Origin of the sequence: Proteiniclasticum aestuarii, assembly GCF_017368455.1 — a bacterium.
Taxonomy (GTDB): Bacteria; Bacillota; Clostridia; order Clostridiales; family Clostridiaceae; genus Proteiniclasticum; species Proteiniclasticum aestuarii.
Window position 1 is genome coordinate 98217 of sequence record NZ_JAFNJU010000002.1, and the last position, 16044, is coordinate 114260.

The 16044-nt window shown below is 47.2% G+C and carries 11 protein-coding genes; 2 read left to right on the top strand and 9 right to left on the bottom strand.

All coding sequences use genetic code 11. From position 1 onward, the window contains the following. Positions 1–25: 25 nt before the first annotated feature. Positions 26–874 (bottom strand): methyltransferase domain-containing protein, encoded by an 849-nt coding sequence (locus tag J3A84_RS15260; RefSeq protein ID WP_207598586.1) that lies wholly within the window; start codon positions 872–874, stop codon positions 26–28. Positions 875–1369: 495 nt separating this feature from the next. On the opposite strand from J3A84_RS15260, the gene J3A84_RS03275 reads away from it, so the two are divergent. Then, positions 1370–5206, top strand: a complete 3837-nt coding sequence (locus J3A84_RS03275) for a S8 family serine peptidase (protein ID WP_207598587.1) — start codon at positions 1370–1372, stop codon at positions 5204–5206. A 202-nt stretch (positions 5207–5408) separates the two neighbouring features. Here the strand turns inward: J3A84_RS03275 and J3A84_RS03280 are convergent, their stop codons facing one another. From J3A84_RS03280 to J3A84_RS03295, 4 genes are all read right to left on the bottom strand, one after another. Next, the gene (locus J3A84_RS03280; RefSeq protein ID WP_207598588.1) at positions 5409–6068 is read right to left on the bottom strand and encodes a transaldolase family protein; all 660 of its coding nucleotides are present in this window, start codon (positions 6066–6068) and stop codon (positions 5409–5411) included. A 68-nt stretch (positions 6069–6136) separates the two neighbouring features. Then, positions 6137–6715 (bottom strand): TetR/AcrR family transcriptional regulator, encoded by a 579-nt coding sequence (locus J3A84_RS03285; RefSeq protein WP_207598589.1) that lies wholly within the window; start codon positions 6713–6715, stop codon positions 6137–6139. Positions 6716–6725: 10 nt separating this feature from the next. Further along, entirely contained in the window at positions 6726–10220 is a 3495-nt protein-coding gene (locus tag J3A84_RS03290) for an FtsX-like permease family protein (RefSeq protein WP_207598590.1), read from the bottom strand. After that, entirely contained in the window at positions 10220–10921 is a 702-nt protein-coding gene (locus J3A84_RS03295; protein WP_207598591.1) for an ABC transporter ATP-binding protein, read from the bottom strand. Before J3A84_RS03295 ends, J3A84_RS03290 begins: the two co-directional genes overlap by 1 nt. 300 nt (positions 10922–11221) lie before the next feature. Between J3A84_RS03295 and J3A84_RS03300 the strand changes: the two genes are divergently transcribed. Continuing rightward, positions 11222–12142 (top strand): Gfo/Idh/MocA family protein, encoded by a 921-nt coding sequence (locus J3A84_RS03300; protein ID WP_207598592.1) that lies wholly within the window; start codon positions 11222–11224, stop codon positions 12140–12142. A gap of 61 nt (positions 12143–12203) precedes the next feature. On the opposite strand, the gene J3A84_RS03305 is transcribed toward J3A84_RS03300, so the two are convergent. The 4 genes from J3A84_RS03305 to J3A84_RS03320 form a co-directional block, all read right to left on the bottom strand. Next, a complete protein-coding gene (locus J3A84_RS03305; protein ID WP_207598593.1) occupies positions 12204–13082 on the bottom strand; it encodes an amidohydrolase family protein in 879 nt (292 codons plus the stop codon). A gap of 15 nt (positions 13083–13097) precedes the next feature. Then, positions 13098–14396 carry a TRAP transporter large permease gene (locus J3A84_RS03310; RefSeq protein WP_207598594.1) on the bottom strand — a complete coding sequence of 433 codons (1299 nt, stop codon included), beginning with the start codon at positions 14394–14396 and terminating at the stop codon, positions 13098–13100. Beyond that, the gene (locus J3A84_RS03315; RefSeq protein ID WP_207598595.1) at positions 14396–14884 is read right to left on the bottom strand and encodes a TRAP transporter small permease; all 489 of its coding nucleotides are present in this window, start codon (positions 14882–14884) and stop codon (positions 14396–14398) included. The genes J3A84_RS03310 and J3A84_RS03315 overlap by 1 nt, the downstream gene beginning before the upstream one ends. A 65-nt stretch (positions 14885–14949) precedes the next feature. Beyond that, the gene (locus J3A84_RS03320; RefSeq protein ID WP_207598596.1) at positions 14950–16023 is read right to left on the bottom strand and encodes a TRAP transporter substrate-binding protein; all 1074 of its coding nucleotides are present in this window, start codon (positions 16021–16023) and stop codon (positions 14950–14952) included. Between the last annotated feature and the right edge of the window lie 21 nt (positions 16024–16044).

Genomic DNA, 16044 nt, shown 5'->3' on the forward strand with positions numbered 1-16044 from the left:
CTTCCCTCCAAGTATCTGTTTTTTCCTAAAATCCGAAGGTGAACAGCTCCACATCGATGGTGATCTTTGTGAGCTTCGCTCCGGGGTCTGTGATCTCCCTGTCCCATAACATGGGGGTCATGAGCAGGAGATCATCCGCATAGGCTTCCACATTTTCTATAGCCCTTATTTTTCTTTCACTTCGTACCTTCGCATGCTCTCTGAGATGCGCTACGATCTCGTGATTCTTGTATTCCGGCATTCCGTAGAGCCTGCGAAGCTCCTTGAGATAGCCGGAATCCGGAATGACCTTCACGCAGAACCCGTCTTCCTTCAGGACTCTTCTGAAGTCCTTGTAGTTCACCGGAGACAGGATGTTCACGATGACATCGAAGGTGTGCTCCTGGAACGGCAGACGGGCAAGATCAGCCACGAAGTAGAGCACTTCGTTGTCTTTTCTTCCGGCGATGCTGATGCCGTCCTTGCTGAGATCCACCCCGATGAGCTCCGTATCGATTCCTTTATCGGTGAAATATCTTCCGATCATCTCGATATGGCTGCCGTCGCCGCATCCGGCGTCCAGGATCCGGAGGGTTTCTCCTTCTTTTCCGCTGGCAAGATAATGCGCATAAATTTCTTCGCAGACACCTTTTATGATCTCATTGAAGAACCCATAGGCGATGACTCTTTCTCTCGCCTCCAGCATATTCATGTTGTAGTTCTCTTCTCCATAGCCCAGCACAAAGTTGACGGTTCCCTTTTTCGAGATGTCGTAGCTATGACCGGATTCGCACTTCAGGCTCTTTCCTTCCACTGTGAAAGTGCTGCCGCATTTGGGGCAGTGAAGGACATCTAACTTTTTCATCTGGATGATTTTCTTATCGATTTTCTTCACGCTTGCTCTCTCCTATCTTCAGGTGGAAATGCTTCTTCCCCTTGTTTCCTGAGCAGATTCTTCTTATTCATTCTTTAAGGTTCAGATCCTCCATCTCTTCTGAGTGCCTGAATTGACGGCATCACAAAGGATACGGAATCTGACTCCAACATTAAAATTATAGCAGAAAAACGACCATACTAGAAATGATATCTCATAACCGGGATTTTATTGGCAGAATCAACGAACTTCCAGAAAATCTGAATCTGAAATATTTTGTTTTGGTTGTCAAAGAAGATTTTCAGTTTCCTCTCAATTTTTTATTAAACCATTTAACAAAACAGCGCATAATTCTCAAACCGTTACCATATTTGTAAACTTATTGTCACATTTGTTGTTGCAGCTTAGCTCCAGTGCTATAATTATCCCAGATGTATTTTCAATATTGGATGTTTTCACAATTTCGTGATAATTCGGAATTGAAATGCAAATATTGTTTATAGGAGGGCCAATCACTTGAAGAGACTATCATCAAGAATCGCAACGCTACTACTGTTTCTGTTCCTGTTCACATCCAGCGGTTTCATGGCGAAAGCTGATGTCGTGAAGAAATTGGATCTGCCGCAGCGCAATACTGTCAGCCTGAAGGATGACAACCTACGAAGCGTGTCCCTCTCCGGCGCCGCCTCCACCTACAAAGATGATGACCTGGTCAGAGTCATCGTGGAAGTCACCGGAAATCCGGTGATCGCCTATGCCACAGAACGCGGCATCAAGGTCAGCGAAATCGACAAAGCCAAGAAGCAGAGTCTGATCAAAGAGAATCAGGCCAGGCAGAAGGCGGTCAAGGCGCTGATCAAAGCAGCCGGAATCAGCATGAAGGAACTGAATTCCTTCACGAATGTTCTCAACGGATTCAGTATTGAAACACAGTACAGGAACATCAAGGATATTGAGAATCTCAGCGGTGTCACCCATGTATCCATTGCCAACACCTTCTCAAGACCCGATCCAGACATGGAAAACAGCAAAGACATCGTCAATGCTGTAGAGACCTGGGCTCTTGGTTACAATGGAGAAGGTATGGTGGTTGCCATCATCGATACAGGCATCGACCCATCCCATAAGGATATGATCCTTACAGATGAAAGCACAGCAGCCATCACAGAAGAGGATCTTAGTGGTCTTCCTGGTACCTACAGAACAGCAAAAGTCCCTTATGGCTACAACTATATGGACAACAACCAGGAAATCCTGGATCTGGGACCTGAAGCTTCCGAACACGGCATGCATGTAGCCGGAACCGTCGGTGCCAACGGTGATCCAGATAATGGTGGTATCCGAGGCGTGGCTCCAGAAGCGCAGCTTCTGGCCATGAAGGTCTTTGGTAACAATCCTGCCATGGCATCCACCTTCGGTGATGTCATCGTGAAAGCCATCGATGATTCCGTGGAACTTGGCGCAGACGTCATCAATATGAGTCTGGGCTCCACCGCAGCCTATGTGCAGGAAGATGATCTGGAGCAGGTTGCAGTAAGAAACGCCATGGAAAATGGTGTGATTTCTGCCATTTCAGCAGGAAACTCCGCTTATTTCGGAAACGGATGGGACCTGCCATATGATAGCAATCCGGATATCGGCGTTGTCGGAGCACCTGGTATTGCCAATGAATCCATTCAGGTGGCTTCCATCGAGAATACTGTTATTTCTGCATTGGCTCTGGAATTCATCTACGATGGAGATACAGTCTTTGCTCCCTATACATCTTCTGGTCCCAAGGATCCCAAAGATGTATTCTCTGGTGAAATGGAATATCTTTATGCCGGACTTGGTGCTCCGGATGAATTTGTGGGTCAAGATTTTTCCGGAAAGATTGCCCTCATCATGCGTGGATCTTATAACTTCACTGATAAAATCACCAACGCTTACAATGCAGGTGCTGCAGGAGTTATCGTCTATAACCATGAAACAGGAGGAGAAGAACTGATCAACATGGCCTATCCTTCTGGATTGAATTTACCAGCTGTTTTTATCGGAAACAGCTATGGGGAAATGATGAGAGAGCTCATTGCATCAGGTGGAAACATGGTCTCCTTTAATGGAAATACATCGAGTTCGCCCAATCCGAAGGCTGGAAATATGTCCGACTTCTCATCCTGGGGAACTACACCAGACCTCGATTTCAAACCTGAAATTACTGCTCCTGGTGGAAACATATGGTCTACAGCACAGAATAATGAATATCAGACCATGAGCGGTACGTCCATGGCAGCACCTCATGTTGCAGGTGGCTCCGCACTTGTGCTTCAGAGAGTTGATGAAGAATTTGGTCTTTTGGACGGAGAAAGAGTTCAGATGGCCAAGAATCTGCTTTTAAGCACAGCAGTCCCTCATGATATCACAATAAATCTTAATATGGCTCCTCCAGATGAAGAACCGGTTATAAGGTCATATACAACATATACCTCACCTAGAAGACAAGGTGCTGGTGTGATGGATCTTAAGGCTGCTACCACAACCCCCGCTGTGGCTTATGATAATACTTCAGGTATAAGCAAAGTATCCTTATTGGAAATGGATAATATCAATACATTCACCTTGGAATTGAAGAATTTCAGCGATGAAGAACTTACCTATATTCCTGATGGAACCGTTCAGACCGACCTCAGCGATTCGTTTTATAATTATACTGAATCGCAGGGAGTTTTCAAACCTGGAACCATCGGTGATGATGGTATGGGTGACTATCCCATTACTTTTGACAAAGACTCCTATACTGTTCCAGCAAACGGAACTGTAGACGTAGAGGTGACTGTGAATCTCACCGGTGCAGTGGAATGGCTTAATAACAAACCACTACTAGCTGTTTTCGAAAACGGAACCTTCATCGAAGGATTTGTCACTTTTGAAGAATCTACAGATACCCATCCAGCTCTCAGTATCCCATACATGGGCTTCTATGGAGAATGGGATACACCACCAGTTGTAGATGGCAGCATCTACGATGATACTACATTCTATGGATACACATCCCTTGCAACATACGATAGTGCAACTGATGGCCTGAATTTCCTTGGTATGGATCTGGTAGGAAACGCTTCTAATGATTACATCGCCTTCTCTCCAAATAAGGACGGAAACCAGGATAACGCCATCCCAGTACTATCCTTCCTGAGAAACGCAAAGGACTTTGAAGCAAACATCCTGGATGCCGATGAAAATGTTGTTCGTAAACTGTACATGGAAAACTTCCTGAGGAAGAATTACTTTGACGGTGGTCTGAACAGTCCATACAGCGTGAACCTCTCCTGGTTATGGGATGGCAGCGTAAACGGCAAGACCGTGCCAGATGGAGAATACTTCTACGAAGTGAAGACAAGAATCGATTATGATGGCGCCGAGTGGCAGAGCGTAAAGTTCCCTGTAAAGGTTGATACCGTACGACCATCATTCGATGGTGGAGCATATAACGAAGATACTAAACAGCTGACGATCAATGCCAGTGATGACTTCAGTGGAATCTACTATATCGGTATCTTCACGAAAAACAGGGATCCATACATCACATCTGATGGTGTCTTTGATCTTCTTGAAAACCCTGTCGCATCAGATTCCTACCTCGTCATCACGGACTTTGCAGGCAACCAGATCGTCATGAGCCTGAAGAATGTTCTGAAGGATCTCAACAAAGGAAACAGTCAGGGTAAACCAACCCAGAATGAACCCACTCAGAATCAGCCTGCCTCTCCAGTGAAGGAACCTAAAAAGATTCTTGATGGAGATACAACGGCTCCTGTAGTAATGGTTACCTACCCTGAATTCTTCGAAATATACAATTCAGGAAATATCACCATGCAGGGTCTCGTCACTGATGAATCCGCACTGGATTATCTCAAGATCAATGGTGAATCCGTTGAGTTCTACTGGGATAATCATCAGGGAGGATGGCTCTTCACTCACACACTCACATTAGAGGATGGTTACCATTCCATTGACGTGGATGCAGGAGATAAGGCTGGAAATTCCCTAGCCTTTGCCCATAAAATATTTGTGGACAGTGAGAAGCCGGTAATTGACGTGAGCGCTCTTCCAGAAACAACCGATCAGGAAACCATCACACTGAAAGCGCTTATTACAGACAATCTTCCAAGTCTCGAAATAAGACTGAATTCAGATATGATCACGAAGATTGCGCCAGACTGGTCCTACTTTGATACTCTGGAACCAGCTTCCTATGACTTGAATGAAGAAATGCCACTTGAACCTGGTATCAACACATTCACCATAGAAGCACTGGATGATGCTGGAAACAAGACAGTAGAGACCGTCACAATCGAAAGAGTAACTCCATAATAATCTAAAGCCGATAAACAGAATCAGGCTTCAGTAAGTACACGCAAAGCATCGTATACCGCACTGGTATACGGTGCTTTTTCATCATCAGAAATATGGTCTCGTTTATGACCAGAACATCCTGATTCAAAGAGAAAGAAGGAGCTATTGTATCAACATACAGTAGCTCCTTCAAGGATTCATTGAATATTTTGTTCTCTTCTTATCTGCTCAGTTTCTCGAGCTCTTCTCCATGCTGGTTGAAAACCCTGATGGCCTTTCCAGCCACATCCTTGTTGATCATCTGAAGAAAGAGATCATATGGAATGGTCGCGGTGTGTGCACCTGAAGTCAGTGCCCCCACAATCTGGTTGGTGTTCTTAAAGCTGGCCGCCACGATGGTGCATGAAAGGCCGCGATCATCAAAGAACATTCTCATCTTCTCGATGGCTTCAAAGGGATTGACCCCATTGTTTTCCATACGGTTCACATAGGGTGCCACACTGTCGCATCCTGCCAGAGCACCCAGGATCGCCTGATCTGCTGAGTAGATGGCCGTGCCGAGGATCTCGGCATCCGGATCTTCTTCCTTGATCCTTTTCACCGCTTCCAGTCCATGGACATCCATGGATACCTTATAGGCGATTCTGTTCTCCGTATTCACGGATTTCACTCGTCTGTAATCCTCTACCAGTGCATCGGCAGAGTCTCCCAGAACCTGAACATAGAGCTTTGAAACTCCTAAATCCAGAATACCTCTGATCTGCTTCATCCTTTCCGTCTTTTCCTTCAGAAGGATGGTCGGATTGGTGGTGACCCCCTGAAATACACCGGTCTTTATCGCTTCAGCGATTTCCATGAGATTGGCTGTATCTAGATACATGTTTTCATCCACTTCCTTTATTGTTCTATCTTACAAAATAACTCGCATCTTAACTAATGCATCTTCATTTAAGCTTTCAGCACAATTTTTCCTTCCGGAATGCCCAGCGCCTCTTCAATCAGTACCCTATGGATACTCGGGTCCGTGACCCCTTCCATATAGAGATCGGCGATGCCGGAGATGAGAATCTTCAGCATGTAGCCCGGATACTTGTTTTCGATGAAGCCCGCCTTCTTTCCCTCTTCAATAAGGACCCCGGCATGGGTGATGGCGATCTCTGATAGTCGGGTCTTGATGTATTCGAACATCCCGGAATTACCCGGTGTGATGTTCATGAGGCTCGGGTGTTCCCGGATGGCGGAGAAGAAGAGATTCAGGATGGCACCAAGCTTTCCGTAGAAGTCCAGCCCTTCATTTTTCATGATTTTTCCGATTTCCTCATCCACCACCATGGAGAAGGATTCGATGACATAGGAAATGAGCTCCTCCTTTGACCTGAAATAGTAGTAGATGAGCCCCTTGGCCACATTAAGCTTTTTCGCGATGTCGCTCATGGAGGTCTTCTGTATCCCTTTCTCCTCGAAAAGCACCATGGCCATCTCAATGATCTCCTGTTTTCTCTCTTCCGGATCCTTTGATATTCTCATCTTTTTCCTCCTATTCCACAGACTTCAGCGATGATGCCATATCCACATTCTGCAGTTTCCTGAACATGAACAGATTCACAAACACGGCAAAGAGCATGGTGAGCACCGCAGACACCCCATAGGAGAACAGTTTGATGATTCTTCCGAACATCATGTTGTCCAGCTCCATGGTATCGATGACAAACCGGTGCAGCACAAATCCCAGGAAAAGTCCCAGAAGGGTTCCGATGATGGTGAGAAAGATGTTTTCCCGATACACATAGGCGGAAACCTCCTTGTCCCGGAAGCCCAGCACCTTGATGGTGGCGATCTCTCTGATTCTCTCCGTGATGTTGATGTTGGTCAGGTTGTACAGCACCACAAAGGCCAGGGCTCCTGCTGCAAGGATCAGAATCAGCACCACGAAATCCAGCATCTCCAGAGTCTTTCCGAATTCATCCCGGATGCTCTGCACCATCATGGACCCTAAAACCCCTTCATTGTCCATAAGGTTCTCACTGAAAGCGGATTCCTCGATGCCTTCGGGGTCTTCCAGATTGAAAAGTCCCGCGTTGATCTCCGGCTCTCTCAGGGTGATGGCATTGAAGTAGTCCTTATCCATATAGACATAGTGAGACAGGTAATTCTCCGCAATGCCGGAGACGGTGAATTCATAGGTTCTCGTATCCGTGTCTCTGTAGGTCAGGGTATCCCCCACGGAAACATCCAGAAGCTTTGCGATCTTTTCCGTGATCACAGCGCCGCCCTTGGATAGCTCCAGTTTCTCCTGGGATGTCCTTTCCCGGAGATCAAAGAAGTCTTCCACATCTCTTGTCTCCCCGGGCACCATGAGATTCACTTCATACTCTCTGCTGGAACCGTTTCTGTAAAGAGTAACGCTTTCGTTATGGACGGAAAGATAGCTCTCCACATCCTCATTCTCTCCCAGGATCACATCCAGGTCCCGCAGGGATTCTTCCTTGTCGGTGTTCATGAAGACCATACCGTCGTAGAGAGAGATGTCGTCAAACTGACTGCCCATGATGGCATTGACGGAGTCCCGGATGCCAAACCCCGTGACCAGCAGCGCCGTGCATCCGGAGATGCCCAGCACCGTCATGAGGAATCTCTTCTTGTAGCGGAAGATGTTTCTGAAGGTCACCTTGTAGGAGAAGCTGAAGCGTTTCCAGAGGGGCGTGATCCGCTCCAGAAGAATACGCTTGCCCGGTTTCGGTGCCTTGGGCTGCATGAGGTTCGCCGGCGTCTCCTTCAGCTCACTGAGGGTGGCGAAAAGACTGGCTGAAACGGTGGTGACCACCGATATGGCGGTGGAGAGAAGCGCCAGGTCCCAGTGGAAGGGTGCCAGAATGTACGGCGTCGAGTACATGTTTCCGTAGATGCCGATGACCACTCTTGGAAACAGCTGAAAGCCCACAAGAAAGCCGATGACGCTTCCTATGAGACTGGCCAGAAGCGCATAGAGGATGTACTTCATGGAAATGGTGGAGGTCTTGTAGCCCAGGGCCTTCAAGGTCCCGATCAGGATCCTCTCCTCTTCCACCATACGGGTCATGGTGGTCAGACACACCAGTGCCGCCACCAGAAAGAAGAACAGGGGAAAGATGGTGGCCAGAGACCCCAGTCTGTGGGCATCGTCCCCAAGACTCGCATAGCCCGGGAATCCGTCCCGGTCGTAGACAAACCACTCGTCGGGAATCTCCAGAATCTTTCTTTCCGCATCGAGGATCTCCTCTTCGGCTTCCGCGATCTTCTCCAGGGCATCGGCCTTCTCTTCTTCAAAGGTTCGCCTTCCGTCGGCAAGCTCGATCCTGGCATCCTTCAGCTCTCTACGGCCATCGATGAGGGACTGCTGAAATTCTTCTTCCGCCTCATCCAGCTGTCTTTCTCCGTCTGCAAGCTTTCTTTCGTTTTCATCCAGAGTGGCCTTGGCCGCATCCAGTTCCCGCTTTCCTGCATCAATTTCCGCCTTGGCAGATTGAAGCTCCGCTGCGCCCGCTTCGTATTCGGCAAGTCCTTCTTCGTATAAGGCTCTGCTTTCGGCAAGCTGCATAACCCCTTCTTCATAGGCAATGACGCCTTCTTCATACTGGCTGATGCTGGAAGTCAGCGTGTCTTCCAGCTGCACCAGGGTGGAGTCCAGGGCATTTCGCAGGGAGTTTAAAAGGTTCGGGTCGTTATAAGGCACATTCTCTTCAAGAAAGGCTGCCAGATCCGGTGCATAGACCCTGATGTCGTTAAGAAGGGCATCATACTCCTCCTGGGTCAAGTCCGACCCTTCCGGAAGATTCGCTCTGATTTCCCGAAGGCCTGCCAGGGCTTCCTGAAGGAGCGCAATCTGCTCTTTTCCGCTGTCCAGCTGAGCCTTGGCAGATTCCAGCTCTCTTTCTCCCTGCAGGATCTGATTTCTCGCATCATCCAGCTGAGCCTTGGCGGAGGCCAGCTCCGCTGCGCCGTCCTGATAGTCGTTGTATCCTTCCAGCCAGGCCGCATAGCCTTCAAAATATTCTTCTCTTCCTTCAGCAAGAGCTGCCTTGCCCTCTTCGATTTCTTCGCGGCGGTCGGCAAATTCCTGGGTGTACTTCTCCTCGCTTTCCCTGAGCTCCTGTTCTCCATTACGGATCTCTTCTTCTGCATCCTGAAGCTCCTTTTCCCCATCGGCGATCTTCTCCAGGGCTTCCGCTTTCTCCTTCTGGAGGGTTTCCTTCCCCTCATTCAGATCGTTTCTCAGCTCCTCAGTATCTCTTTCCATGGCATAGATGCCATAGGTTTCCATCTCTTCCTTCATGGGTGCATGATAGCTCTTGTATGCTTCGGAGTAGGCCATGAGATTCTGGGATTCTTTCGTTTCAATGAAGAGGTCCGTCACCTGGTCCAGCTTGAAGTCCGTATCGCTGACATAGCCGTAAAGGTCGATGGAGCCGTCTCCGATGCTGGTCTGTCCTCTTTCAATGCTGATGTAGAGGGGGGAAATGACGAAACCTACGACCTTAAAAGACCCCCTTTTCAGCTTGTCTCTGATTTCACTGTCCTCTGGAAGAGATAACGTCACCTCATCCCCAATGGATACGCCCAGGGACTCCTTTGCCCCTTCCTCCAGAATGATCTCCGCCTGATTCTCCGGCAGTCTTCCCTCCATGACCATGGGACGGTTTAAAGGCGCCTCTTCTCCCAGAGGAAAGCTGTACACCTTGATGATAGCGGTCTGATCGCTGGAGGTGATGAAGGCATCCAGGCTGTAGCTCTCCTTGACGATGTAGGCTTCCGGCAGGGATTTCACCATCTCCAGGTCTTCCTCTGTGAAGCCTAAGGGGGACATGATCCGAAAGTCCGCCAGATCGTAGTCCTTGTAGTAGGTATCTGCGGAAAGAATCATGTCCGGCTCAGCCGCCTTGATGCCCGCAAAGAATCCTACCCCCAGCGTGATCATGGCCATGATGGAGAGGAACCTGGATTTGCTGTTGTATACGGACCGCTTCAGGTCCTTGAAAAATGATTTCTGCTTCATTACCACTCAATCCTTTCCACGGGAACCGGATTTTCGTTGACATACAGGTCCCTGACCTTCCCGTTCTTCATGCGGATCACCTTGTCCGCCATGGCTGTGAGGGCGGCATTATGGGTGATGACCACAACGGTGACGCCTCTTTCCCGGGAGGTGTCATGAAGAAGCTTCAGGATGTTCTTTCCTGTCTGATAATCCAGTGCGCCTGTGGGCTCGTCGCAGAGCAGAAGCTTCGGATTCTTGGCGATGGCTCTGGCGATGGCCACTCTCTGCTGCTCCCCACCGGAAAGCTGGGAAGGGAAATTATTGGCGCGCTCGGTAAGCCCCACCATCTCCAGCACCTCATAGGCATCCAGAGGATTCTTAGAGATCTGGGAAGCCAGCTCCACATTCTCCACGGCGGTGAGGTTCTGAACCAGATTGTAGAACTGGAACACGAATCCGATGTCGAATCTTCTGTATTCCGTCAGCATCTTCCGGTTGTACTTGCTGATGTCTTTTCCATCCACCAGGATATGACCTCCATCGGAGGAGTCCATGCCGCCCAGAAGGTTTAATACTGTGGTCTTGCCGGCACCGGAAGCGCCCACCACCACAGCGAAATCGCCCTGTTCTATATTGAAATCCACGCCGTCCACGGCGGTGATGGTCACTTCGCCCATCTGATATCTTTTCTGCACATTTTTCAGTTCTATAAATGACATACTATTCACCTGTACCTTTTCCTTTACTCTTAAGTTTTCAGACTGACTGACCGTAAGTCAGTATGTTCCATGGCCCTACTATACGCTTCCGACCTTAAAAAAACAATATGGGAGAAGGAACTTTCACAGATATTTTTCATCCCCTCACTGGGGTCACTCCAGACGCTCACGTTCTCCTTCTCTGTATTGTAAAGTGCTGATTTACCAGTTATAATTTAGATATATATTGAAATATCAGAATTCTTTGCAGAAATCAGAAGATGCAGTATAAAGCATGCCTTATGATAAGGAGGAAATAGTATGGATGGAAAAGTGAAACTGGGTCTCATCGGACTGGGATCCATTGCAAGAAAAGCATATATGCCTGTTCTCGCCAGAGAACGGGACTGGGAACTGGCTGGCTGCTACAGCAGAACACCCGAGAAGAGAAAAGCCTTTGCGGAAGAATACCGCATCAGGGACTATGACAGTCTGGAAGCGCTGGCGGAAAATGTGGATGCGGTGATCATCAACTCCTCCACGGAAAGCCACTTTGAACTGGCCAAGTTCTTCCTCGAGAAAGGCATTCATGTACTCATCGATAAGCCCCTGGCTTCCAGTGTGGACGAATGCGAAAAACTCGTGTTCGCCTCCGTGCACAACAAGGCGAAACTCATGGTGACCTTCAACAGAAGATTTGCACCGCTCTACAAGATGCTGAAGGACAGCATCACCTCCACTTCCCTCATAAGGATTGTGAAGAACCGTTCCAGCCGCATCGGTCCTCAGTCTTCCGAGTTCACCATAAACGATGACTATATCCACCTGGTGGATACCGCAAGATGGTTCTTCGACGGAAAGCTCATCATGGTGGACGGCAGCATCGCCGTGAATTCCGATGATCATCTCATCTATGCCAACCACTACTACAGCAGTCCCGAAGGATGCAAGATCGAGACGCTTCTGCACAGAGATGCGGGGAAGACCGTGGAGATCATTGAGGTCATCACCGAAGGAAAGACCCTTCGCGTTACAGACCTGGCGACCCTCGAAATTGAAGAGAACAATAAAAAGACCATCCTCTCTCCTTCCCAGTGGGATACGGTGGAAAAGACCAAAGGATTCGAAGATGCCATTTTGCACTTCGTCTCTTCCGTCATCACAGACCAGGAACCGGAATCCTCCGGTATGGATGCTCTGGCCACTCAGAGAGTCATCGAGTCCATCGTGAGAAGCAACTAATTTGTCTAACGAAGAAATCCACGTTCAACCTGTCTTAAGGTTGAACGTGGATTTTCTGATGCTAATTTATATTCTGAAGTCCGAATACATGGATTGCATTACTGAAACAGATTTTCTCATAAGCTTCTTTCGAAATCTTATTTTCTTTTACTGCTTCTTTAAGAAAATCGAGTAACGGAAAATACATTTCGACATTGACCATATCCGTTGCAAAAATAAGCTGATCCTGAAACTTCTCGAGAAACTGATATCCGAATTCCGGATCTCTCATAATGGCGTTCCCTGCACTATTTGCAGACAGATCGCAATAAAAGTTTTTATATTTATTGAGTAGTTCTGGTAGTCTTCCTCCAGGCTTCACCGGCCCTTCAGGATACTCGTTTCTTTTATCGTAATCACTTGGCATATCCCCTCCAATCTCATACCATACAGGCTGAGAATGACCTACAAGTCTGAGATTCGGATACTTTTTCAGAGCATCTTCCAGAAGGGGTAATCCAAATTCATCAATAATGCCATAGTTGAATCCCTCTTTCGGGCTCATGTGAAATAGAAATGCCATGTCCTGTTTCTCACATGCTGCAAGCAGTGCCTGAACTCTGGAATCGTCTAACCTGTAGTTCATGACAAATTCGCCGACTCCTTTTGCTCCAAGAGCCTTGTAATGGGCAAGTCTTTCTTCCAGATTCTCCTGATTCGTGATATCAACATTACACAGCCATGAGAATTTATCCGGATACTTATGAGCCAAAGCGCATACATCTATGTTTGGACCAATTGTCCCTTCATATTCGCCACCAGATAAGATGATTCCATGGGCTACATTATTTCTGTTCATGTATTCTACGAAGGCTTCACCGTCTGATACCTTAAACATTTCGGTCAGCCCGCCAAGTCCGTCATAAGCCATATGAAGATGTGTATCGATTATTTTCTCCATACTTCCTCCTTTACTCTATTGTGATAACAAGTTTGGTAGCGTCATTGTGATTGATGGAACAAATGTGATGATCAGTAGTGTGATTCCCATGATTATGAAGAACGGAATCAGTGTCACATACAATCTTTCCATTTTGACGCCTGATATGAGATGCCCCATCATCAATGCTCCACCAACCGGTGGTGTCATCATGCCCAGTGCAAGATTGAAGATCATAATGATTCCGAAGTGAACCGGATCCACCCCAATCCCCATTGCGATAGGAAGGAAAATCGGCGTTGAAATAATCAGAATAGACCCCATATCCATGATCATTCCTAAAAGGATAAGAATCAGATTGATGATCAGCATGATGACTATCGGATTATCTGTAACTCCGTAAATCATATTGGACAAAGTTTCAGGTACTCTTAAATATGCGATGACAAACCCGAAACTTGCTGAGATGCTCATAACGATAAGTATTCTTGATACCGTGACGATGCATCTGCCCAGTAAATCCCATAATCTTTTTGGGGTCATATCTCTGTATATGAATGTTGTCACAAATAAAGCCCAGAGAATTGCAATTGCAGCAGATTCAGTTGCAGTGAATACACCCGTTGTCGAGCCGACAATGATGATCACCAGGGTCATCAGCCCCCAGAATGAAGTGAAGAACGTTTTGATTAGTCTTACAAAATTGAATGGTTCTCCCTTCGGGTAGCCTTTCTTTACTGCCTGATAAAAGGAGTAGATCATGAGCACCAGTGCCAGAAGCAGTCCTGGAACGATTCCAGCAAGGAATAGTTTACTCACTGATGCAACACCGCCTGCAGCCATGGCATAAATAATCATATTATGACTAGGCGGAATCAGGAGTCCCTGCTGCGCACTGGTAATGGTGATATTCGTCGCAAACTCTTCGTCATAGCCCTGTTTTTTCATCATAGGGATAAGAACGGTACCCAGTGACGAGATATCAGCCAGTGGCGATCCAGAGATCCCTCCAAAGAATGTACTGGCCGCAACATTGACAAGGGCCATGCCACCTCTGATCCAACCAACCAGGGATTCAACAAATTCTATGATCTTATCCGACAGACTCCCATCCGACAGCACTTCTCCTGCTATGATAAACAGCGGTATGGCCAGCATGCCATAGGAACGCAGTATCGTCAGCCCCCTGGTCACAACCAGTGTCAAAGGCAGTTCCAGATAGAGCATTGTGCAGACGGAAGCTGTCAGAATCGCAAACATGATCTCCATCTTCATAAACAATAAGAACAGAAATATGCCCAAAAGCATCAAAATGCCGATTGTATTTCTTTCCATCACTCTGCCTCCCTTGCAATTTCAGTTTTTCTGAATTTTCTATAGTATTTTTCAACCTTCACGATGATGAACAGTGCATACCCCACTGGCATGGCGGCATATGCGAAAGCTTCAGATATCTTCAGCCCCATATAGCTGATATCGACGTTCTGAATCGTCAGCTGCACACCATGATAAAGCAGTGCAGAGCAGATGACAATGATGATGATATCATATATGATTTCAAGGATGTTTTTCACCTTATCGGACAGATGCCGATCCATCACGGTGATTTTAATATGCAGATCGTTTCTCAGTGCCTCTGCCGCACTCAGCATACCTACCCACAACATGGAGAATAGAACCAGTTCCTCTCCCCATACCGGAGTCTTGCTCAGAAAATATCGTCCGAAAATTACGATCCACATGATGACGAATATGGTGACCAGTAGCAGACGATTGATAATATTGATGACGTGAAACATTCTATCCAATGCTTTTTCGACCATGACTTTCCTCCTATGCTGATTTATGATGAATGCCTTGTATCAGATTACAAGGCATTCATTCATTCCTATTTCAGATTCTGAATTTCCTCAATGAGATCCAGGTAGTCTGGCGCAAACTCCTGATACATCGGTTTCACCAGCGCTTTGATTTCTTCTCGTTCCTCATCTGTCAATTCAACAATCTTGACACCATTTTCCAGCAGCTGTGTCTTGATAGCAGACTCATCTGTCTGATTTTCTTCCTTGTTGTATGCACTTGCAGTTTTTGCCGCTTCTTCGAAAATCGCTTTTTCTGTCTCGCTGAGATCATTCCACAGCTGATCACTTACTGCAAGGAATCCACCAGCAAAGATATGCCCATCTTCCAGAATATAAGGAGCAACTTCATCCAGAAGACTTGCCTTATACCCGGAATACGGATTCTCTGCACCATCAACAACCCCCGTCGAAAGCGCTGTATATACTTCAGGCCAAGCAATCGGTGTGGCCGATCCACCCAGAGTCTCCACCAGACCTACGTAGATATCAGAAGACTGTACTCTGATTTTTCTACCTGCCAGATCCTTGTAGGAATCCAGGTCTTTCACCGTGAAGAAGTGTCTCGCACCTTCTTCGATGTAGCTCAGAGCATGCATTCCCCATCCCTGGCTGTTGATGTCTTCCAGCACCTCCACACCGAGTTCTGATTCAGCGAATTTCCAGAAATGATCTCTGTCAGCAATCACATAGGGTAGTCCGAATACACTTCCTTTTTCATAGCCGTAATAACCCAGCAGCTCCAGTTGTCCTCTCGCTGCATCAATTATTCCAGTGGAGTACATGTCTCTGATGTGATTTCCACCTGGCTCGATTTCACCACTGAGATATTTGACATACTCGATTTTTCCACCACTTAACTCTTTCACCGTTTCAGCAAACTTGATCTGGGTTCTGCCCATTATGTGAGCTTCCCCCATACGATCCGCAATTGCGATTTCGCGCTCTTTCACATCACTTAAGTCATAGCTTCCCGTGTATGCGGATTCATTTTCGGTACCCGCATTTTCAGATGGTGCCTCTTTGCTGCTGCACCCCGCCATCAGCCCTAGAAACATAGAAACAGTCAACCCCAATACCAATGCTCTTTTTCTTAATTTCATTTTTTTCTCCCCTTTCTTGGA